The 22,354-nt window shown below is 57.1% G+C and carries 14 protein-coding genes; 1 reads left to right on the top strand and 13 read right to left on the bottom strand.

Annotated elements, in window-relative coordinates; all coding sequences use genetic code 11:
* Positions 1 to 282: 282 nt before the first annotated feature.
* Positions 283 to 2,946 (top strand): hypothetical protein, encoded by a 2,664-nt coding sequence (locus VE009_RS17660; protein ID WP_325009921.1) that lies wholly within the window; start codon positions 283 to 285, stop codon positions 2,944 to 2,946.
* Positions 2,947 to 2,994: 48 nt separating this feature from the next.
* Here the strand turns inward: VE009_RS17660 and VE009_RS17655 are convergent, their stop codons facing one another.
* The 13 genes from VE009_RS17655 to VE009_RS17595 form a co-directional block, all read right to left on the bottom strand.
* Entirely contained in the window at positions 2,995 to 5,031 is a 2,037-nt protein-coding gene (locus tag VE009_RS17655; protein ID WP_325009920.1) for an alpha-amylase family protein, read from the bottom strand.
* A gap of 32 nt (positions 5,032 to 5,063) precedes the next feature.
* Positions 5,064 to 5,921, bottom strand: coding sequence for an NAD(P)-binding domain-containing protein (locus tag VE009_RS17650; protein ID WP_325009919.1), 858 nt, complete (start codon positions 5,919 to 5,921; stop codon positions 5,064 to 5,066).
* 19 nt (positions 5,922 to 5,940) lie between these two features.
* Positions 5,941 to 6,900, bottom strand: a complete 960-nt coding sequence (locus tag VE009_RS17645) for a D-2-hydroxyacid dehydrogenase (protein ID WP_325010179.1) — start codon at positions 6,898 to 6,900, stop codon at positions 5,941 to 5,943.
* 33 nt (positions 6,901 to 6,933) lie between these two features.
* A complete protein-coding gene (locus tag VE009_RS17640) occupies positions 6,934 to 8,940 on the bottom strand; it encodes an alpha-amylase family protein (RefSeq protein WP_325009918.1) in 2,007 nt (668 codons plus the stop codon).
* Between the two features lie 26 nt (positions 8,941 to 8,966).
* Complete coding sequence (locus VE009_RS17635; protein ID WP_325009916.1) at positions 8,967 to 9,857, bottom strand: carbohydrate ABC transporter permease; 891 nt, start codon at positions 9,855 to 9,857, stop codon at positions 8,967 to 8,969.
* 18 nt (positions 9,858 to 9,875) lie between these two features.
* Positions 9,876 to 10,733, bottom strand: coding sequence for an ABC transporter permease (locus VE009_RS17630; protein ID WP_325010177.1), 858 nt, complete (start codon positions 10,731 to 10,733; stop codon positions 9,876 to 9,878).
* Between the two features lie 180 nt (positions 10,734 to 10,913).
* Positions 10,914 to 12,641, bottom strand: a complete 1,728-nt coding sequence (locus VE009_RS17625; protein ID WP_325010175.1) for an extracellular solute-binding protein — start codon at positions 12,639 to 12,641, stop codon at positions 10,914 to 10,916.
* 155 nt (positions 12,642 to 12,796) lie between these two features.
* Positions 12,797 to 14,230: a response regulator gene (locus VE009_RS17620; RefSeq protein ID WP_325009915.1), complete on the bottom strand. Its 1,434-nt coding sequence runs from the start codon at positions 14,228 to 14,230 to the stop codon at positions 12,797 to 12,799.
* Positions 14,227 to 15,888 carry a sensor histidine kinase gene (locus tag VE009_RS17615; RefSeq protein ID WP_325009913.1) on the bottom strand — a complete coding sequence of 554 codons (1,662 nt, stop codon included), beginning with the start codon at positions 15,886 to 15,888 and terminating at the stop codon, positions 14,227 to 14,229. The genes VE009_RS17620 and VE009_RS17615 overlap by 4 nt, the downstream gene beginning before the upstream one ends.
* Before the next feature lie 485 nt (positions 15,889 to 16,373).
* Entirely contained in the window at positions 16,374 to 17,537 is a 1,164-nt protein-coding gene (locus tag VE009_RS17610; RefSeq protein ID WP_325009911.1) for an NAD(P)-binding domain-containing protein, read from the bottom strand.
* Between the two features lie 32 nt (positions 17,538 to 17,569).
* Positions 17,570 to 19,021 (bottom strand): CoA-acylating methylmalonate-semialdehyde dehydrogenase, encoded by a 1,452-nt coding sequence (locus tag VE009_RS17605; protein ID WP_325009909.1) that lies wholly within the window; start codon positions 19,019 to 19,021, stop codon positions 17,570 to 17,572.
* Positions 19,021 to 20,214, bottom strand: a complete 1,194-nt coding sequence (locus VE009_RS17600; protein WP_325010173.1) for an iron-containing alcohol dehydrogenase — start codon at positions 20,212 to 20,214, stop codon at positions 19,021 to 19,023. Before VE009_RS17600 ends, VE009_RS17605 begins: the two co-directional genes overlap by 1 nt.
* Complete coding sequence (locus VE009_RS17595) at positions 20,214 to 22,319, bottom strand: hypothetical protein (RefSeq protein WP_325009907.1); 2,106 nt, start codon at positions 22,317 to 22,319, stop codon at positions 20,214 to 20,216. Before VE009_RS17595 ends, VE009_RS17600 begins: the two co-directional genes overlap by 1 nt.
* Positions 22,320 to 22,354: the final 35 nt, after the last annotated feature.

The following is a 22,354-nucleotide window of genomic DNA, read 5'->3' as shown; positions in this document are numbered from 1 at the left end:
TTTAGACGATTAGGGGGACACTTCTCGAGCACGGTTCTGGTTAACCCTGTATAACGGCCCCTGCATTCACGAACTCCCGTATTGTTATGATTCTTCCTTGGGTTGATCCTGTTAAACGGACAATTTTTGCCGACAAGACAAAAATGGTTCTCTCCCTCCTATCGCCCGTCGCGGCTAAAATTGTCGCTAACATGCCGTTTGGAGAGCCTTATAATTATTATGAATGCGCTGTCACGCTCAATTATGGATGCCATTCAATCGATGCAAAAGGAGATGGAAAAGATGAAATACGATGAACATGTAAAAGTTATCGTAGCCCGTGATTCTTCGGATGCGATTGCTTCCAGTGATCCGGTAACCTGGGCCGTTTCTTATTTATCCGGTGTGCTCGAACAACGAGGGATCACCATTGCCGAGACAACCGGAGGCGGCCTCCCAGAAGAGCAAAGCGCAAAATTATGCCTGAACATTATGGGTTCTGCGTCGGCGGACGTTCCCGAATCATTCGTTATCCAAAACGATCGGGCGGAATCGGCAGCTTTGCCGGACCGAATAACCGTGGTCGGAGCGGATGCTCGAGGCTTGGTCTATGGTCTGCTGGAGCTGGCGGACCGCGCGAGATATAGCGAAAATCCGCTGACCGCACTGACGGATATAGATACATATAGCTGTCAACCCCACAACCTGATCCGCAGCATCAGCCGCTCGTTTTGCAGTGAGATCGAGGATAAGTCTTGGTTTTACGATAAGGCGTTCTGGGAAGCTTATTTGACCGAGCTTGCAACACACCGCTTCAACAGGATTCATTTGACGCTGGGGATATCGTACGATTACGGGCATGACCCGGATGTACGCGATAATTACTTTGGGTTTGCTTACCCGTTTTTCGTGTCCGTTCCCGGGTATCAGGTTCGTGTGAAAGAACTAGAGGAAGGGGAACAGGAACGTAATCTGGAGACGCTGCGGTTCATCAGCCGGGAGGCCAAGCGCCGGGGGATTCATTTTCAACTTGGATTGTGGAACCATGCCTACAAGATGGAGCGCAGTCCCGAAGAGCTTCACACGGTTGAAGGCGTAGACGAAACGAACCATGCCGCTTATTGCCGCGATGCGCTCGGCTATTTGCTGAAGGCTTGCCCGGATATCGACGGCGTGACGATCCGCACCCATTACGAGGGCGGGATCCCCGAGCCGTCCCACCTCTTCTGGAACGAGGTCTTTAAAGGGCTAACTTCTTGCGGACGAACGATTGAAATCGACATGCATCCCAAAGGCGTGGACGCTCAGATGCTGGAGGTCGCTTTGGGCACCGGTATGCCGGTCATTGTGTCGCCGAAATTTTGGGCCGAACATATGGGCTTGCCTTATCACCAAGGGGCAATTCGCGCCAAGGAACTACCGGTGGCAACGACAGAGCGCCCTGAATTGATGGCGATCACCCAAACCGTCCGGCGCTTCACGCGATACGGCTATGCCGACTATTTGAACGAGGACCGGAAAACCGGCGTGCTCCATCGGATTTGGCCCGGGACGCAAAGGGTCTTGTTATGGGGCGATCCGGCTATGGCCGCAGGCTACGGGCGAAGCGGCAGCTTCTGCGGCAGTCTCGGCGTGGAGCTGTGCGAGCCGATGTCGTTCAAGGCGCGGAAGACCAGCGGCGTACCTGGCGGGCGAGAGCCGTACAAGGATGAGTCGTTGCAGATGAAAGGCCGGGAATGGCAAAAATACGAGTACACGTACCGGGTATGGGGCAGATTGATGTACAATCCCGATGCCGAATCCGGAGAGTGGCAAAGATACTTGCGGCACGAGTTTCAGTCAGCCGCTGCCGACTGCGAGCAGGCGCTGGCCCACGCCAGCAGGATTCTGCTTCTGCTCACATCGGCTCATCTGCCTTCCGCATCGAACAATTATTTCTGGCCGGAGATGTACAATAACTTGGCTATTGTACGCTCGGGACCGTCCGAGGTAGATTTCGATACCCCCGAACCGCATACATTCGGAGCGGTCAGCCCTCTGGATACGGCGTTATTTTACGGGATTAATGAATTTGCGGACGATGTGTCGCAAGGCAAGCTGCGCGGTAAGCTTTCGCCGCTTGAGGTCGCCGATCGGCTGGAGGCGCTTGCGGAAACGGCCGAAAAGCATCTGACGGCGGCGGCTTCATCGGCGGAAGATCCGAACGGCGCCACTTTCAGACGCTGGTCGATCGATATTGCCGTACAAGCGGGGCTCGGTCATTTCTTCGCGAATAAACTGCGCGCCGGCGTATCTTACGCGTTGTACGAGCGGACGGGAAATACGGGTTCCCTGCAGGAGGCGATCGTTAGCTACCGGACGGCCAAATCCGCCTGGGAACGAATTGTAACTTGCACGAAGGACGTATACCGCGATGACATTCCCTTCGGATATAAGCCGTTTATGAAAGGCCATTGGTCAGACCGGCTGGCGGGGATCGAGGAAGATATCGCAAGAATGGAGCGGGTTTATGCGGATGCCGTTTCCGGCGGCGAAGGCAAAGCGCCCGAAGGATTCCAAGAAACCGCATCCTCCGCGGCCTTCATAAGCACGGCGGGGATCAGGCGACAGCGCCCCGCCTTCCGGCACGAGGATCCGCAATCCTTCCGCAGGGGCGAGCCGGTGAAGCTGGAGGCGACCCTTTCCGATGCGGAGAATGCCCTGGGGACCGAGACCAAAGTGGTGCTGCTGTACCGCCACGCGAATCAGTCTGAAGCGTATCGGACGGCGCCGATGATTCGGGCGGATGAAAGCGGACGGTATGAGGCTGTCATTCCGGGAGATTATACGGATTCTCCGTTTCCGATTGTCTATATGTTCGAGCTGAGCAACGTCCACGGGGATGCGTGGCTCGCTCCGGGATTCTCGGAAGATTTGTCGAATCAGCCGTATTACGTGCTGCGCGATCAAGACCGTATACGGAAATAAGGCGTTGCTTAGGGCCGAACATGTGTTGATGTTCGGCCCTAAATTTTATTAATAGCGGATAACAACCGTTTCGAAGAGTCGGACCTCCGGAATGGTAAACGAGACGCGGTCATCCGACCACGTGAAGGGCAAATCGGCTGCGCTCCGCAAGGCGCGAACCCCCGTCGGCTTCCGAGCCGCAGCGAACGTGCACGCTACGTTGCGAACGGGCAGCGGAGCATGGAATGCCGTTCCGAGTTGGCCGCTGTGGTTCACGACGTGGACAAGATCCCGCGTTCCGTCCCGCCCGCGATGCGCCGACACCTCGAGCAGGGGCGAAGCCTCGACCTCGATCGAAGACTCCAACTGCAGCAAGTCGCGCAGCGCGGAGGCGACGAGCAGCGAATGCCCATGGTTGCTCAGCCGCTCGTAGTGTGCCCCGACGCCCCATGGGATCGCAACGGTTCCGCCTTTGCCGAATCCCTGACGAATGACGCCGGGAACCGAGCTGACCTCGGTGTAATAGCACTTTTCCGGGGGGCCGAACATGCACTGATCGATCAATCCCAGGTAAGCGGTGGAGGTCGCCTTAGGCTCGCAGCAGAGCATCTCTCCCGATAAGTACACGACATCGACCGACTCGAACCCGTTTAGCCGCTCTTTATCCCCCGGCAAGAAGGCGAAGTAGTCCCCCTGCGACCGCGGCCGTCGCGCTTGTATGCCGGCAACGCCCAGACTCTCCAACTGAAACCGGTCCAACGGGTTGCCCTTTCGGTCGCAAGTCGACGAGAAGCCCGTCGCCAGCAGCTTCCCGCCGGACCGGACGTAATTGTCCAGGGCGGAGACGGCTTCCGGGCTCATCGCTCTTACGTCAGGTAAGACGACCGCCTTATATTTCCGAAGGGTCTCCAGCGCCCGTTCCCCCTCAAGCACGCTGTCCTGCACGACATCGAACAGCAGATGCCTTTCGGAGAGGATGCGGAACAAGCCCCTGAACTCCTTGATGCTGCCGAACATTGCGCTGCGATGCGGCTCGACGAGGCATAGGTCGGCCACCGCCTCGATTCCCCTATATTGTTCCTCATGTTCGGCATGGAAACGGTACAGCTCTTTCACGCTGTCGAGGACGAGGCGATCGTCCTGGTTCGTCAGCGTCCCGATGACGTAGAAGTCGAGCCAGCCGCCCTGCACGAGATCTTCGGCCAAGCGAACCGCCGTCAGGTGCGGAGACACGGCGGAATGCCGCATCGCGAAATCGACGAAGTGCACGGCGGAGTTGCTGACGGCCATGCCGGGCCAGGAGCCGTGCACCGTCTTGACGTGATAGCTGGAAGCGTAATTGAATTCGGGCAGAGGGCGATCGATGCCGGTATTGGACTCCTTGCGGAAAATGTCCGTGCCTTCCGGCGTATAGTTGCAAATCGCGATATTCTCGTTGATTCGCTTCACCGCTTGCGAGCGGCGAACGAACAGTTCGGCCACGGTTTCCTCGCGAAACTTCTGATAATCGCGGAAGACGGGATCATTCCCGTCCTCGACGATCGGCAGCCGCTCATGCCCGAACATCTGCCGGAACCTGTCGCGGCAGTTGCCGCACTGGCAGATGCCATGGTAATTATAGCTGTAATCGCTCGTGACGTAGCCGTGCATATTGATGAAGACGCCGTCGATCGGATAATTGCCCGCGCATTCCCTTAAGATATCGATCGATCGCTCCTGCTGATACGCGCCGTTCAAGCAGGTATGCACCTGCCCGTTATAGTTGACGATATCGCCCTTCACGCTCTTGTAGAGCCACTCTGGGTGCTGCAATGCAATCTGTTCGTTCAGCCGGCTGAAATCGAAACGGGCGATGAGCTTGATGCCCGCTCGATGCGCGGCCTCGACAACTTCTCCCAAGAAGTCATTCCTTAAATTCGGATTTTTATAATGGAACGGAAGCTTCGTCTCGTAATTGGCCACGATCCCCCCGGCGTTAAACAACAGCACGTTCGCCGAGTATTGCTGCAAGCTGTCCACCAGCTCCCCTACGTCAAGGGCAGCGTCGATTTCCCGCAGGTTCGTCTGGATGAGCCGCATCGGCTTCTCCTGCCACCATCTCGTCATCGTACGACCTCCTCGTTTCGCGATCCTGCAGCTTACCGAAATAAGCGATGCAAGGCGCTGTGGTCTTCCTCCGCGAAGCCCTGCTCGGCCAGCTCGGCGAATAAGTCCAACACCTGCTCCGCGAAGGGCAATGCCGCCCCGGCCGCCTCGCCGACCGCCATCGCGTTGCGAAGATCCTTCGCATGCAGCTTGATCCGGAACCCCGGCTCATACCGCTCCTTCTCGATGTTCGCGATCTTCGTGTCCATGACCCGGCTTGCGGCCAAACCACCCCTAATCGCTTGATATGCCACATTCGGATCGATCCCCGCCTTCTTCCCGAAGGCGAACGCCTCCGATAAGGCGGCCAGGTGGATCGCGACCATGATTTGGTTCATAAGCTTCACCGTGTTGCCCGCGCCGACGCCCCCGACCCGGGTAACGGTCTTGCCCATCGAGCGCAACAAGGGCTCGCAGGCCGCGAACACGCTCTCGTTACCGCCGACCATAATCGCCAGCGTCCCTTCCACGGCGCCGATCTCGCCTCCGCTCACCGGCGCATCCAGGAAGGAGACCCCTCGCTCGGCGAACTTCCCCGCGATCTCCACGGCCGCGTTCGAGTTGATCGAGCTCATGTCGATCACGATGCCGCCCGGCGCGATCCCTTCGATAATGCCTTCCACGCCCAGCGCTACCAGCCGAACGTCCGGCGTGTCCGGCAGCATCGTGATGACGACGTCGGACGCTTCGGCCACCTCCCTCGGATTGCCGCAAGCGCGCGCGCCGAGCGCCGATAATTCGTCCACCGGCGCCGAGCTTCGATTGTAAACGGATAAGGGATATCCCGCCTTCAAAATGTGTTTCGCCATCGGCTTCCCCATGATGCCCAGTCCGATAAACCCGACCTTCAACCGCTTCGCCCCCTCTCTTCTAATACCCTTTGCCGAATTCCCGCACGTTGACCATGCGATCGACGTCCCCCTGCAAGAAGTGGTCCAAATTCGTCAAGAACACCTTCGTAAACCGCGCGGCGAATCCATCCCCGGCGCCCGCGCAATGCGGGGTGATGATGATATTGTCCAAATCCCAGAACGGGCTCTCTTTCGGAAGATACCCGAGCTTGAATTCCTCGACGAATACGTCGAGCGCCGCGCCCGCGATCCTCCGGTTCCGCAGCGCGTCCAATAGCGCCGCCTCGTTAATGAGCGCGCCTCTGGAGATGTTGATGAGGAAGGAGCTCAGCCTCATTGCCGCGAATTGCTCTTCGTCGATCAGGTTGACGGTCCGGTCCGTTAAAGGCAGCGCAAGGACATGGAAGTCGCTTTGCGCCAGCACCTCGTTCAGCTGCTCCGGCTTATAGATCGCGTCGAAATCGGGCGACGGCCGCCCGTCCGTATTGATTCCGATCGTTCGCATCCCGAACGCTCTGGCCCGGATGGCTGTTTCCGTCCCGACGTCCCCCGCTCCGATGATGCCGACGGTCTTGCCGCTCAGGTTCACGATGCCGCTCGCCTTCGTCCACGCGCGTTCGAATTGATGCTTCATGAGCGAGGCGCTCTTGCGGGAAAGCATCAGCATCTTGCACAGGATGTCTTCCGCAATCGGTACGCCCATACCGCCCCGGGCGTTAATGACGATCACGCCCCGCTCCTGCAAGTAATCCATCGGCAGCCGTTCAATACCGATATGCGCGACCTGCACCCAACGCACCCGCTTGCATCGCTCTAAGAAATCCCGCTGGAGCGTGCGATGGTTGGCGATAATAATGTCGGCGTCGACGTATTCTTCCCCGTCAATCAGCGCCTGCTCGGAGTTGTACTGCAGCACATCTACGCCTTTGGCGCGCATTGCTTCCACCTGCTCCGGCAGGAATGTGAACGTAGTGACCATTTTCACCGAATGATCCCTCTCCTCCGACTCGATTTACACCTTCAATACGACCGCGGCAAAGTCCCGCAGCACCGGCAGCGTCAACGTCACGCCGTCGGTGTCGCCCGCGACGACCGGGGTCGCGTCGTCGACCAAAGATATCAGCTGCTTGCATCGCTCCACGCGCGGCAGCCGAACCCGAACGTTATGAATCGGCGTCGGCTCGAAATACGACACCCCGTTGAAGCCGGACAAGTTCAGCAGGTGCAGGATATACGTCTCGTCGTCCAAGCGGTTAAAAAACAGTTCTACGGTTTGCGGCGCTTCGATGATGACGGGGGATTCCAGCTGAACGAATCGATCCAGCACATCGAGCAGCAGCCGCTTATTGTCGTCGTAGCCGTGCTTGTAATACAGCTGCCCCGGCTGCCACGGCATGTAGACGGACGTGCGCCGATCGTCGGAATGGACGCCCAGGCCGAAGACGTCGTCCGAAATTCGATGCCCGAACGCCCGCTCCGGCGGACCGAACGTGGACGGCTCCACGAGCGGAAGGTGGGTGCGGCATGCGGCGCCGAACCGGACGCGGCCAAAGTGGCCGTCGAGCAGCAGCCAGTCGCGCTCCGGGAACCGCCGGAACGTCTCTTTGTCCCCGACGTACAAGTATGCGGCTTGCCGCCGGAACGTCCCCGCCTCTTCCGCCTGCACGCCGAACGTACGCTGCAGGAAGCTGCGATTCGGTTCGCCCGACGTGAAAGAGCGGCCCGTCGCGATCAAGCAGCCTCCTTGCGCCGAGTATGACTCCAGCGCCTCGAGCTCTTCGGCCGAAAACTCGGCGATATCCGGGATGAGGATCGTCTTATACCGGGATAGCCGTTCCGCGCGGCCCGGCAGCGTTTTCTGCTGAACCACATCGAACAATACATGCTCTTCCTTCAGCATCTTGAACAACCCGGCATATTCCTTCGAGTCGGCCGACTGCGTCCTGCGCGGCTTAACGAGCGCAATTTCGCTTACGGAAGTGAAATTTCCATAATACTCCTGATGCTTCTCGTGATACGCGAAAATGTCCGCAACGATAGGCAAGTTTTCCCGGTCGGGATAATCCTCGAACACGCCGATAATGCAGAAGTCCAACCCCGATCCGCTGGCCAGCGCTTCCTTCAACCGGATATTGATTTCGTGCTTTGATACGGCGTTAAACCGGTGAACCAAATCCACGGCGTTAATGACGCAGTTGCTGATCAGCTTATCGTCCCAGGAATCCTCGACCGCCTTCACGTTCTCGGACGCCGAATACAGCCACACCGGATGAGGACGCGCCTTGTCCGTGTTCGATTCGGCTCGAATAATATCCACCTTGTGATCGCTGTAGGTCGAAATGGCGATGTCCCGGTTCTTGCTCTTCACCAGCGCATGGACGCGATCCAGCATCATGGCCGCGGTTTCCTCGCGGTAGATCAGATGCTTCAGGAACGCAGGGTCATCTCGATTCTCCTGTTCCGGCAGCTCCAGCCCGAACCGCTCCCGAAACTTCGTCTTGCAGGCTTCGCAATGGCAAATCCCATGGTCGTTGCCGCTGTAGTCTCGGGTGTTGTAGCCGAACCAGTTGAAGAAGATCCCATCCACGTCGTAATTCGTGAGCACCTCGTCGATAATCTTCAACGAGTATTCCTGTTGGTAATAGCTGCTGATACAGGAATGCACGATGCCATGGTAATTGACCTCCCGGCCTTCCTTCGTTCGGTAAAACCATTCGGGCTTCTTCTCAAAAATGCTCTCGTGCGCTTTGCTGAAATCGAATCGTACGATGACCTTCATACCCTCGGCATGCGCCTTGTCGAGCGCCTCCCGCACCAGGTCCTTCTGCTGGCCGGCGGCCCGGTACTGGTATTCCAATTTGGTCGGGTAGAACGCTACGATCCCGCCCGCGTTGATCATAAGCACGTTAGCGTGCAGCTCCTTCAACTGCTTGATCAACGCGTCGACATCGAGGTTCGCGTCACTCTCCCGCAGGTTGTTCTGAATCAAGCGCAGCCGATTGTTCGACCACCATGGCATGGGGGCCCCCTCCGTTTCCGAAAAAATTATTCTTTTACTGAACCCAGCGTAATCCCATGAATGAAATACCGCTGGAGGAATGGGTACACGAGCAGTACCGGGATCATCGCGATGAAAATTTTCGCCGCGTTGAGCGTCCGGTTCGACAGCTCCGCCAGCATCTTCAGCTGCTCCTCGTCCATGATGTTCGGATCGAAGACGATAACCATCTGCTGAATGTACGTTTGCAGCGGATAAAATTCCTCCCGGGTCATGAAAATTAACCCATACAGAAACTCGTTCCAATGCATCACGAGGCTAAATAGGGTGACAGTCGCGAGCACCGGCACCGAGAGCGGGATGAACACCTGGAACAGCATCCGCCACGGGCCCGCGCCGTCGACCAATGCGGCCTCTTCCAGCTCGCTCGGCAAATTCCGGAAGAAATTCACCGTCAGGATAATGTTGAACACCAACCCATGCGCGCCGGCTACCAGGATCAGCGACCAGATGCTGTTAATGAGACCTAACGCCTTCACGGTTAAATACAAGGGAACCAACCCGCCGTGAAACAGCATCGTGAATACCAAGATCCACATCAGCACGTTTCTTTGCCTAAATTCCCTCGAGCTCTTCGACAGCGGGTACGCCGTCATCGCCACGACGATAAAGTTCAGCGCTCCCCCGAGGGCGACGCGTTGGATGGACGTCCAGAACGAGCGGAAGAATTGACTGTCTTCCAGCAGCTGGCGATACGAATTGACATTGAAGTCGACCGGCCAGAGCCATACCATCCCGGCAGCCGCCGCCGATTTGGAGCTGAACGACAGCGCCAGCGTATACCAAATCGGAAGAATGCAAGAGAGCGTGATGAGACTGAGCGCCGCAAGCAATGCGATGTCGAACATTCTTGAACCGAACGTCGTGCTTCGAATCACCGTCCTCCCTCCAATCGTCTAGAAGATGCGATAATTGGTGAACTTATAAGCCAAAGCGTAAGAAATGATGATCATGATAAAACCTACGACGGACTTCAGAAGACCTACGGCGGTAGCTAACTCATACTGCAGGTCCAAGAGTCCGACCCGGTACACCCATGTATCGATGATGTCCCCCGTGGAGTACACCAAAGGATTGTACATGTTAAACACTTGGTCGAAGCCCGCGTTTAAGATTTGACCGAGACTGAGCACGGCCAGCAGCACCGCCGTCGTCCGAATGCCGGGTAAAGTAATATGCCACAGCGCCCGGAAGCGGTTCGCCCCGTCGATGCCCGCAGCCTCGTACAAGGCGGGGTTGATGCCCGTTAAGGCAGCCAAGTAGACAATCGTGTTGAATCCGAAGTCCTTCCACACGTCGCTGCCCGCTACGAAGAACGGAAACCATTCCGCCTTCGCGAAGAACAAGATCGGCTTCTGCAGGCCGAACGCGGCCAGGAGCTGATTAACGGGTCCGTCATACGAGAAAATATCCAACACGATCCCGCCTAGAATGACCCACGATAGAAAATGCGGCAGGTACACGATGGTCTGTACCGTGCGCTTGAACAGCATATGCCTGACCTCATTGAGCATGAGTGCGAACACGAGCGGGACGATCAAATGTCCGACGATCTTCAGCACCGCAATAAACAGCGTGTTCAAAAAAATGTTTACGGTGTCCTCAAGGACAAACATGTATTCGAACGTCTTCAGTCCGACAAATTCGGAGCCGAGTACTCCCTTCGCGGGATTGAAGTCTTGGAAGGCGATGGCGATGCCGAACATCGGCACGATGCAAAACAGGGTCACCCAGAGGTATCCCGGCAGCAACATCAGAAGATAATGCTTGCCGAACCCCCTGGATTTCGCGCTGCGTTTCTTTAACACTGCAGCGTCGGTGTTGATGCTGCTGCTGAGGTTGGATTTTTCGGCCACGGACATGGTGATCCCTCCCTCCCTCCGGACCTTGTTGGAAAGAGAGGCGCCGCGTTTTCGCCGCGCCTCTGCGAGTGCTTACTTCGCGATCTCCCGCACTTCCGACGTGATTTGATCTCCGCCTTGCTGCTTCCAGTTCTCCACGAAGCTGTCGAACTCCTCGATCGGCGCCGCGCCCATAATGATTTTCAGGAACGTCTCCGTCTCCAGCTTCGTCAGGTTCGTCCAGCGCTCCGTCATCGTCGGCGTTTGCTCGTACACGAGGCTTGAGAGGTCGTTACGATTCGGATCCCGGATCGGTCTCGTTCCTACGATCCGGCCGTAAATGCGCGGCATCTGCACCAGATCTTCCGTGTTCCAGTATTGAATGTCGTATTCGTTGTAAGGCTCTTTCTTCACCTTCAGATAATAGTCGTAGTCTTGGTCGAACAGCGACGGCTCCCACGGAACGTCCAGAATTTCCTTCGGTTCGCCGCCGATGGACACTCTCTCGATCAGCTCGGCGATTTGCTTCATCTGATAACGCTCCTGCGTATCGATCCGGAGCGGGATATGGCTCGCGTCGAGGCCGTGCTCGAACTCGTAATAGTCCCCGTACGTCAAGCGATAGTTCAGCGCTTTCACGGCCGCCTCCGGATGCGGGTACCCCTTCCGCACGACGATGAAGTCGTTCGCTGCCGCGTTCACCGGCTGCGTCCACTTGCCGCTGCCGTCCAAGGGGAGCGCGTACGCTTGCCAGTTCGCGGTCGGATCGTTCTTCCATGCATCCGTGAGCGGCGTGTAGACGGCCCAGAGCGATTGGAAGAAGATGCCGACTTTGCCGGAGATGATCGGTTCGTTCGCGTCCTTGCGGATGCCAAGCTGCGAATCGATCAAGCCTTCGGCGTACCAATCCCGCAGCAGCGCCAACGTCTCTTTCGTCTCCGGCAGGATCGAGCCGTACGTCGCGCCGTCCGCGCCTTCGATCCAATAGCCCGGGAACGCGCCCATGGCGTAGAAGATGCTGCCGAGGCCCTTATCGTTCTGCTGCAGGAACGTAGCGTACATCGTGTCGTTTACGTCCATGCCCATAATTCCAATGGTATCCTTCTGACCGTTGCCGTCCGGGTCCTGCTCGACGAACGCCCTGGCGACGGCCTCTAATTCCTCAAGGGTATCCGGAAGCTCGAGGCCAAGCTTATCGAGCCAATCCTTGCGGATCCACATATTTTTCAGGCTGCCGTCCGCGTGGTTAGAGCTTGGAATCGCCATGATCTTGCCGTCGAAGGTCGCCGCTTCGATCGCCGCTCCCTTCGAGGATTCCCACGCGGCTTGCGACATCGGCAGGGCGTACTTGATCGCTTCCGTCATATCGGCGATTTGGTCGGCCTCCACCAGCTTCCGAAGCTGCACGCGGTCGACGATCATCGCGTCCGGCAAATCGTTGCTGGCGATCGACAAGCTGATCTTTTGGTCCAGGTTCGTACAGGAGACGGACCAATGCTCCTTTAGCTCAATATTTAGATCTTTCAGCGCCGCCCGGGTGTACGCGTTGTTGGAGAGCGTATCCCCTGCCGGCAAATCCTTAGGAGCTCCCGGATCGACGCAGATGCCGGTCGTGAGCGTGATCGGCTCGGGGTATTTGCCCATCGGGTCGTAATTTGCCGGTGCGGCGGGCGTTTCGCCGGTGGACGGCGTCTGTTCCGCTGCGGTTCCATCGTTACCTCCGTTCGACTCGCCGGCCCCCCCGCTTCCGCCTGAATCGGCGCATGCGCTTAGGAAGACGAGCATCGCGGCCATTGCGATCATAAAGCCTTTCTTCCACATCACTAACACTTCCCCTCGTCATTTTCTCAGTTCACCGAAAGCGGCTTCGTGGTGTAATTTCAATGTACCAAACGTGAAAGCGCTTTACGTTAGATGATTGGCAGGAAGAGGGTGTGCTTTCGACCGAAAGCCCGCTCGCTTTTTCAGACAAATGTTCACCGATTTTCGTACGATTCTCCACTTCCCCTTCGATGCTTACTCCGGAACTCTGTGGGCGTCATTGACTGCAGCTGGCGGAACACGCGAGCGAAATACTTCTCATCGGAGTATCCGGTCCGCTCGGCGATCCACTGGATCGGCTTGGTTGTATGAAGCAAGTAGTTTTTCGCCTTTTCCAATCGGGTCGCACGTACATATTCGTTGAAGGAACAGCCGATGATGTCCTTGAAACATTGATTGAAGTAGCTCCGGCTCATGTTCACGCGTTTCGCGACGTTGACGGCGAACAACGGTCGTTCGAGCTCCTCCTCCACGATTCTCGCGGCCTTCGTAATGCAGCACACGACCTCTATCGAGTAAGGAAGCTTCTTTGACAGTTCGATCGTGTTTGTGCGAATCCGCGCGAGCCACTGTTCCGTCTCCTGCCAGCTTAGCGTCGGTTCGGATAAGATCAGCTCGGACGGCAAAACCCCGGTCGAATATCTCCGGTTCCATTGCGAGACGATTTCGTAGAGTAAATAATTCAGTTTCTCGCTCGGCAGCCGCAGCCGCATAAGCTGTTCCTTTTTTATCTCGAAGAGCTTCTCGTCGGCGATCCAATCGAAGGACAACCAACCGGCTTTCAGGGATTCGAATGCTGCTTCGCTCAGCTTGTCGACGTGAGGCGCAATACGGTCGAATGAAATCGCCGTCGCCGGTACGGCATCGTCGAAATCATAAAAGTAATCGCGACCGCGATACGTTCGAAGCTTGCTGTAAACTTCCTGCGGCTTACGACCGCGAATCCCCTCGATTCGAACCAGCGTCCACCCCGCCCTGTTCCGAAGTGCTTTCGTAACGACTTCTGCGACGCGGTCAAGGCCTTCTTCGCTATCCGGAGCCAGAAACCACGCCGCATTGCCGATCTCGTCGAACGGAGGCGCGCCATCGACGGACTCCAGCCATCGAATATCGCTCGTATCCTGCAGGGAAAACAGCGCATACCCGAAATCAAGCGAAAACCCGTCCTGCGGGATATCGGCAGGCGACGCCGGGCGTTCCGCCCGCCGCTTCTCCGCAATCAGCCGCTGCAGTCTCTCCAGCACTACCTCGAATTGCTCCTTATCGAGCTGCACTTTCGCGATATAGTCGATAGCGCCCAATCGCAGCGCTTCTTGGATGTATTCGAAATCCTTATGAAGCGTCAGCACGACGATCTGAACGGACGGATACCGCTTGCGAAGGACATGCATTAGCTCGATCCCCGACATGATCGGCATCTCGAGATCGGTGATCACGCAATCGACCTCGCTATGTTCCATGAACGTAAGCGCTTCTTGGCCGTGCGAGACGTCGCCGACGACCTCCATACCGTACGCCTTCCACGGCATCGCGTGAACGAGCCCCATTCGGACGAGCTTGTCGTCCTCGACGATGAGCACCTTGATCATTCGCATGCCCCTCCCGTCACCGGCAACCGAAGATGGATTCGGGTGCCTTTGCCTTCCGCGCTCTGAATGTCCAGACTCGCCTTACCATCGTACTGCGCTTCGATCATCCGTTTCACATAGTTCAAGCCGATCCCCATGCCTACCTTCCGGTGCTCGGGCTGCTCGTTATGCAGCAGTCGTTCGATCGTCTCCTCCGACATGCCTACGCCGTTGTCGATGATCGTAATCTCGAGATCCCGGTTTCGTGCGACTTGGAGCCGAACGTACCCGTTCTCGCGGAAGCCGTGATAGAGGGCATTCTCTACGAGCGGCTGTAGAATAAACCTCGGCATCGGCGTCTTCAGCGTGTCTTCGTCGACGTCGATTTTCACATCGAATATGAAGTCGTACCGAATTTGCTGCAGGATCAAATACTGCTCGACCGCACTGATTTCGTCCCCTACGTTCGAATATTCACCGAGTTTTCCAAGATTGTAATGAAGCAGCTTGTTCAGCGCTTGAACCAGGCGGTCGATTTCGGTTTGTCCGTTGACCAGAGCCAGCCAATGCACTGTATTTAACGTGTTCATTAAGAAGTGCGGGTTGATCTGGTACAACAACTTTTCCACCTCTAGATTCAAACGGCGCTTTTCCTTCTGCTTGATTTCCGCGAACAGCTCCCAAATCTGCTCCTTCATTAGACTGAACTTCTTTAACAAATAATCGAATTCCGGAATGCGACACCGCGCCGAGGTCACAGCCGCTTCGGCCTGATGATTCGCCATGCGGCGGATTTCCGCGTTGAATACTTTCAGCGGCTTGTACACCATCTTCCAAAGCAGCCATGCCGTAAACAAGCTGATTCCGAACGCAAACAGCGAGAACAGCATAAATTTTCGATACCACAGATTGATCTCTCGGTTATAGTCCGCCGCGGATATGGCGGATACGACGCTCCAGCCCTGATTACTGGTTTCCTTAAACCAGTAAAATCCGTTTCGCATGCCCTGAGTGCCTGCGGCGGAGAATGCCGAGCCGGCCGGGAACTGTTCGGATAACTGACTAAAGACGATATTTCCGGCATTGTCCAAAAACAGAAACGACGCCTTTTGCCCGCCGTATCCGGATTCCATAATATTTTGCGTAATATTGAAACCGCTCTCCAGGTAGACGAACACGTCGTCCCTTCTCGGCAGCTCCACCTTCCGAAGCGCAGAAATGACGATTTGATCCCCCAACCGGTAATTGGTCGCATGCGGTCCGTAATAGGACATCCCGTAATAGTCGAACAGCAACGGCAGGGTTTCGGGAGCAGCTCCCGGTTTGACGGGCAAACTCTCGAACTCAAACTTGCCGGTTTCCGAAAAATAATAAAAATTCAGCCCGACGCCGGGGTTCGTTAACGTGATTAAATTCAGCTCGTTCTTTAATTCGGCGGCCACCCGCGATCGTTCGAAGGGCTGTTCGGAAGTCAGCATAATATTAAGCTTCTTGCCGATCGTTCCCTCGTACGCCAGTTGCTGCGACACATGGTTCAAGTTGCTGATTGCATTTTCCATGGAACCAACGACTTGCGTTAAGTTGCTGCGGATGCCGTCTTGAATTTTCGTATTGAGAATGGAATGAATGGAATCGTATGAGATCATACCGACAAGCGCGACGGGGATGAAGGAGTTCATGAGAAATAACATCATGATTCTACGTTTTAACGTCATCGTTTCGTAAAAATAGGAGAGTAGTCTTTTGCGGCTTGCGTGATAGCCGAATAGCATGGGCATCGACATCCTATCTTGGATTTGATCGTATGACGCAAAACTTTATTCATATTATCGAGCGATCCCAACCACGCGAAAAAGCCGCAGCCGCGGCATTTATCAGCGTTAATCTTCGGTTGATCGGCTTCCTCCGCGCGTTGCAGTTTCACCTCCACGCACCGGGCCGGCTACGGAATGCGGAATGATGAACGACTCCGATGCCGGCGTAGAGGCGGATATCTTTTTTCAAGGGCAACACTCCCTTGGAAGTCGGATGTATAAATAGTATACAGTTGCCCATGCAATAAATTTGCAAAATTTTGACGATTCGCAAAAAAATACACCCCTTAGAAAGGCATCGAAATATCCGTTCTAAGGAGTGCATCCAACAAAGTTTTTGTTCGAATAAATTATCGATCCGCCAACACGATATCCCACTCGTGGATTTCGTATCGTCTAGCGCCTTTCACGATATACGGGTCTTGGCGCACCCAACGCTCGACCTCGTCGTAGGAGGAGGCGCGGTAGATGACCAAGCCGCCCGCGCCGTCGACGAAACGGCCGTTCGCATGCAGCATGCCGGCCGCGCGGCGCTCATCCAAGAAGCGCAGATGCTCTTCGCGGTACAATGCGCTCTTCTCGGCATCGAGCATCGGCAAGAACACGGCGAAATGCTTCAATGCGCCCTCCTCGCGGAGACGCCGGTCGCCGTCGGCTTGGTACACGGCCATCCCGGACATATCGAGCGCGCCGTATTCGCCCTCGGCTCGCCCGAGCAGCGACTGTACCCGCCCCCCGACCGGCAGGCGAACATTGGAAGCTGCAGCGGTTTCCGCCACCAAATTTAAATCTTTGGATAGAAGCTTGATCGCGAAGCCCGGATCATACGAATCCTTCGCCATGTATAACGTATAATGGCGTTCCATAATTTTGCTTTGCGCCAAGCTGCTGTTTAAGATCGTAAACAAAGTATCCGGGTCTAGGTTGGACGCCCGCCCGAGCGCGAACGCCTCGCTGAACGCCTGCGTGTGAATGCCGACCATGAGCTGATTGATCAACTTCACTGCGGAACCGCTGCCGGCTTCGCCGACATAATAGATGTTCTTCCCCATCGCGTCGAACACCCCGGCGGCAGACACGCGGTCGAACACGTCCCGGCGACCGCCGACCATGATGCTGAGCGTGCCGTTCTCCGCCGCCGCCGTGCCGCCGCTGACCGGCGCATCGAGGAATTTCGCCCTCGCTTCCTCCGATCGCTCGAACAACCTCCGGCTCAATGCCGTAGACACGGTGCTGCAATCGATTACAATCAAGCCTTCCCGGGCGTTTGCAAGCAAGCCGCTTTCCGCGAGATACACCTCTTCGACATCGGCCGGCATCGGCAAGCACGTGATGACGATGTCCATCTCCGCCGCAAGCTGCCCGAGCGACAACCCCGCCTTTCCACCGCGCTCGATGAATGTCTGCTCTTTGCCTGGGCTGCGATTTTTCCCGTAAACCTCAAACCCTGCCTTCACCAACTGTAGCGCCATCGGCATTCCGATGTTCCCAAGTCCGATAAATCCGATTTTCATGCTAACCATCCCCTTTTCATTTTGAGCCCAGATCAATATCTTGCCGTCACCATTTTCTTACGCGTATAAAACTCCACCCCGTCTCGACCGTTCGCGTGAAGATCGCCGTAGAACGATTTTTTATACCCCGAGAACGGGAAAAACGCCATCGGCGCCGGAACGCCCACATTAATGCCGAGCATCCCGGCATCGATTTCCTCGCGGAACTGACGAACCGCTTTCGCGCTGTCCGTATAGAGACATGCGCCATTCGCGAATTCCGACGCATTCGCGATCGCGATCGCCTCCGTTAAGCTGTCCGCCCTAACGACGCTTAGCACTGGAGCGAAAATTTCGTCCCGCCAAATACTCATTTCCTGCGTAACCCGGTCAAAGATCGTCGGCCCAAGGAAGTAGCCTTCTTCCGATGCCGCTGCGGCTTCGCGGCCGTCTACGACGACGGTCGCTCCCTCGCGAACGCCCGCCTCGATGTAACCGATCGTCCTCGCTTTATGCTCGGCGCGAATGACCGGTCCTAAGAAGACATCGGGCTGCAAACCGTCGCCGATCTTCATGCTGCGAGCGGCTTCGGTCAGCTTCGCAAGAAGCGGCTCCGCCACGTCGCCTACGGCAACAACGACGGCACAAGCCATGCAGCGCTCTCCAGCGGAGCCGAAAGCGGCACCGACGATGTTGCTGACCGCGAGGTCCAAGTCGGCATCCGGCAGCACGATGCTGTGGTTTTTCGCGCCGGCCAGCGCCTGGACCCGTTTCCCGTGAGCGGCGGCTGTCTTATACACATACTCCGCCACCGGCTGCGAGCCGACGAAGGACACCGCGCGGATCCGGGGGTGCTCCAGCACCGAATTGACGATTTCGTGCGCACCGTGCACGACGTTTAATACGCCGTTCGGCAATCCCGCCTCGGTAAACAGTTCGGCCAGCCGGTTCGCAAGCAAAGGCGTACGCTCCGACGGCTTCAGTATGAACGTGTTGCCGCATACGATCGCGAGCGGGAACATCCAGCACGGCACCATCATCGGGAAGTTAAAAGGCGAGATGCCGGCGACGACGCCGAGCGGGTATCGGTACATGCCGGACTCGATGCCCGTTGCAATATCGGGCAGCTGTGCGCCCATCATCAGCGTCGGCGCGCCGGCCGCGAATTCGACGCACTCGATGCCCCGCTGCACTTCGCCGTAAGCCTCCGTGTAGCTCTTGCCATTCTCCAACGTAATGAGGCGGGCCAGCTCCTCCCAATGTTCGACGAGAAGCTGTTGGTATTTAAACAAAATGCGGGCCCGTTTCGGAACTGCGGTCGAGCTCCAACCCGGGAACGCTTTCGCGGCGGCTTCGACCGCGTCTTCCAAATCGGCGCGCGTGGAGAGGGGCACCCGAGCCAACGACTCGCCGTTCGCCGGATTCGGGACGTCGATCGTCTCTCCCCGCGATTCCACCCATGTGCCGCCGATATAATTCCGCAACGTTGTAACTGCTGCCGTCATCAGACAATTCCCTCCTGATCTCTATCTACAAAGCTGTACTCATAGCACATCCGATATAACGCTTCGATCTCGGCCACCGTGACCGAACGCGGATTGTTGGCGGGACTTCCGCTTGCCGCCGCGTCGAGGGCCATCTTCGGAATTGCCGCCTCGAACGCGGCGCGGTCGAGTCCCCAGTCGCGCAGGTTCGGCACGTCAAGCTCCGCGCACAGACGGCGAACCTCGCCGAGCGCAAGCTCCGCAAGCGCATCCACGCTCAAGTCCGCGTATTCGGGGCGCATGACGCGGGCGATGTCCGCAAGCCGGCCCGTCGCCGCCGGGGCCGTATACGCGAGCACCGCCGGCAGCAGCATCGCGTTGGAGATCCCGTGCGGCACATGAAACAGCGCGCCGATCGGGCGAGACATGCCGTGCACAAGCGTTACGGAGGCGTTGGAGAACGCCGCACCCGCCAGCATGGCGCCCAGCGCGACCTGCTCGAAGCGTGCGGTATCGCCCTGTCCGGAATAAATCTCCGGCAAATTCCGATAAATCAGATCGATCGCTTGCAGCGCCCAAGCGTCTGACATCGGCTGCGCCTTCCTCGAGAGATACGCCTCGATCGCGTGACACAGCGCATCGATTCCCGATGCGGCGATGACCGAAGGCGGGCACGACATCGAGAGCGCCGCATCGACGATCGCAACCGCGGGCAGCAGCTCCGGCTGCGAAATCATCATCTTCACGTCGTCGGACGTATCGATGATGACGGTAACCTTCGTCACCTCGGAGCCGGTGCCCGCCGTCGTCGGGACGGCGATCAGCGGAAGCGGCTTGGAGCCGAACCGCTTTTTACCTCCAACGTAATCTCGAATTCGTCCCTCGTTGTTCATCATCACGGCGACCGCCTTCGCCGCGTCGATGCAGCTTCCGCCGCCGACCGCGACCACGACGTCGCATTCCGCCTCGGAGCAAATTCGCATCGCTTCGTCCACATGAAGATCGGTCGGCTCCGTGTGAACCCCGGAATAAACCGCGCAGCTGACTCCCGCTTCGTCCAAATACCGCATGCACGCCGCGACATGCCCGATTCGCTCCATCACCGGATCGCTGACAATCAACGCTTTGCTCCCAAGCGCGGCCGCATGCGCACCGACCTCGGCGAACGAACCAACCCCATACACGATGCGGCTTGGCAGCATTACCTCATGAATCACGCGTCTTCCCCCTCCCGCATAAACCGACGAGCGAGCTCGATATCCGCCGACACGTCCAACATGTAGAACGGGTAACCGAACGTCCGTTTCACCCTTGCCATGAAGTACGGTTTATTATGTAAGCTCCAATAATACCCGAGCTTCTCCCAGTGCCGTGCCGCCTGCTCCAAGGCCGTGACGGCGGCTTCGCGAAGATGAGCCTCCCCGGAAAGGCGGTAACGGTTCAGTTCCAGCGCAGCCGAAAACTTGCAAGCATAGTAACGTCCCATCTCTACGTAAGCGAATAAATCATACAGCGTACACTCCGCATGCCCGCCGCACAACTCTCCGAGCTCGCTCTGGAGCCTGAGAGCGGTCTGCTCCGTCCGGTCCGCTGCGTCCCGAAGCGAACCGATGATGTCCGCCGGCGTCTCAACGCCGGAATTCGGCGGACCGACCTGTTCGCCCGCAGCCTCGGCGGCCGCATACTCCTTCAAGCTCATCACGCCGACGCCCGGCATCGGGGACCCGTCGACGAAATCCAATATTGTCTTAAATCCGCTCACCTGCGACAAGCAGCTTTCCGGATGCCATTGGAAATCGTAATCGATCCAGAACAGCCGGTTTACGGCCGGAATGATTTTCGAAGCGTGACGTAATCCTTCCAAGAACAGCGGCGCGTGTTCGCGTCCGTACTGCTGTCTCCCCCCTGTCGACCACACCTCGTCGCCGGCGTCGGGATTGTAGGAGAGCCTCCCCCACAGCTGAAACTGCAGCAGATGCCGTTCGAAGTCGTACTTCCATGTTTTATGCCCATGATCGATGTGCTGAAAATCATTGCCCCAGATATAACCGTCGGCGCCCCAGTAAAATCCTTTGACATAAGGCTTCATCATCCCTAACACGTAAGCGCGCACATACTCCGGGTCCCCCCACCGGTGCGTAAACACATCGTCGTTGCGTACCGTGTACAGCACCTGCGTATTTTCGAGGTCGATCCCCTCCCAAGCGCCCCACAGTTTCTCGAATTGCGGTTCGGGGTGCGAGTACGCGTGCGCGTTGGAGTACTTCCAACTAATGAAGAACCGATCTTTGGGAAAAAGCGGCGCGACCAGCTCACGGATTTCTTTCCCGGCATTCTGCATATTCGTTCGATGAATGAACGGGATGTCCCGACCCGACTCCTTGATCGCTTCCACGTACGTTTCGACGATCCACTGCTCCCGCTCGTAGCCGTCGCCGTCCATCCATTCGCTGGCCGACGTGCCGAGACCCTTGAGCTCCGGGTACGTCAACAGCAGTTGCAGCACCATCTCCCGGACGTAATCGCGAATCGGCTCGGAGCGGCTGCGGAATCGGTTCAACGGGATGCCTACGCGGTGAATGAGCTCGTCGTACATGTTGCCGAAATCGCCGACCGTCTCCGGCAAGCCTAGAGCAGCGGCGACGGATGGCAAAATTCGAATGTTCCAGGTAAACAAATAGACGTCGATGCCGCGGTCCGCCGCATACCGAAACACGTTGCGGAACAGTTGAATATTCCGCTCGATCTCAAGATCGGAGAACGGATTCGCCGCTCGATATTTCGGAGAGACGACCATCATATGATACGGATGCTCCGACCACAGGCTCAGACAGTTGTAGCGGTTAAGCGCCAGCATATCGATGTAGTTCTTCCAAAAATCGAAGTCAAGGCACGTCTCCTCGTTCTTTACGAACGGGTCCCCCGAGTCGAACGGCGCGTAAGGGAGATTAAACTTCACCCCTCGCATACCTAGCGCCGGCTTTTGCCTAATTTCCAGCCCCGAGAGGCCGTCTTGCCCGCGCTGCAGCCGTTCTGCCCATTCCAAGCAGCCGTATAGGAGGCCGCGGGAGTCCGACCCTTCGATGTGGATGCGGCCGGGACGCTTCTCTGCGATCAGAAATGACTGATCCTCGTACGGAACAGGGGCACCCTTGACTGCCGTTACCTTCGTGACGACGATGCCGCGCTCCGGAAGGAGCGTAGTCCCGTATTGCGTGAACTTCTCGACAAAGTCGATGCCCCTGCGCTCCAAGCTGGCCTTAATTTGCTGCATGCCGAAACGCACCAGCGGATCTTTATGATCGTAAATCAGCTGCATGACCGAGGCCACCTGCCTTTTTCCAATAGATTGAA

This window comes from Paenibacillus sp., assembly GCF_035645195.1.
Lineage (GTDB): Bacteria > Bacillota > Bacilli > Paenibacillales > YIM-B00363 > Paenibacillus_AE.
The sequence above is the reverse complement of the archived record's forward strand: the minus strand, read 5'-3'. Positions and strand labels throughout refer to the sequence as shown.

Excerpts from the sequence above, each read along its gene's own strand:
- VE009_RS17610 (WP_325009911.1), bottom strand. The coding sequence starts at position 17,537 with ATGAAAATCGGATTTATCGGACTTGGGAACATCGGAATGCCGATGGCG.
- VE009_RS17620 (WP_325009915.1), bottom strand. The coding sequence starts at position 14,230 with ATGATCAAGGTGCTCATCGTCGAGGACGACAAGCTCGTCCGAATGGGG.
- VE009_RS17615 (WP_325009913.1), bottom strand. The coding sequence starts at position 15,888 with ATGAACTCCTTCATCCCCGTCGCGCTTGTCGGTATGATCTCATACGAT.
- VE009_RS17645 (WP_325010179.1), bottom strand. The coding sequence starts at position 6,900 with ATGGTCACTACGTTCACATTCCTGCCGGAGCAGGTGGAAGCAATGCGC.
- VE009_RS17605 (WP_325009909.1), bottom strand. The coding sequence starts at position 19,021 with ATGACGGCAGCAGTTACAACGTTGCGGAATTATATCGGCGGCACATGG.
- VE009_RS17655 (WP_325009920.1), bottom strand. The coding sequence starts at position 5,031 with ATGACGAGATGGTGGCAGGAGAAGCCGATGCGGCTCATCCAGACGAAC.
- VE009_RS17660 (WP_325009921.1), top strand. The coding sequence starts at position 283 with ATGAAATACGATGAACATGTAAAAGTTATCGTAGCCCGTGATTCTTCG.
- VE009_RS17625 (WP_325010175.1), bottom strand. The coding sequence starts at position 12,641 with ATGTGGAAGAAAGGCTTTATGATCGCAATGGCCGCGATGCTCGTCTTC.
- VE009_RS17595 (WP_325009907.1), bottom strand. The coding sequence starts at position 22,319 with ATGCAGCTGATTTACGATCATAAAGATCCGCTGGTGCGTTTCGGCATG.
- VE009_RS17640 (WP_325009918.1), bottom strand. The coding sequence starts at position 8,940 with ATGCCATGGTGGTCGAACAATCGGCTGCGCTTGATTCAGAACAACCTG.
- VE009_RS17630 (WP_325010177.1), bottom strand. The coding sequence starts at position 10,733 with ATGTTGCTGCCGGGATACCTCTGGGTGACCCTGTTTTGCATCGTGCCG.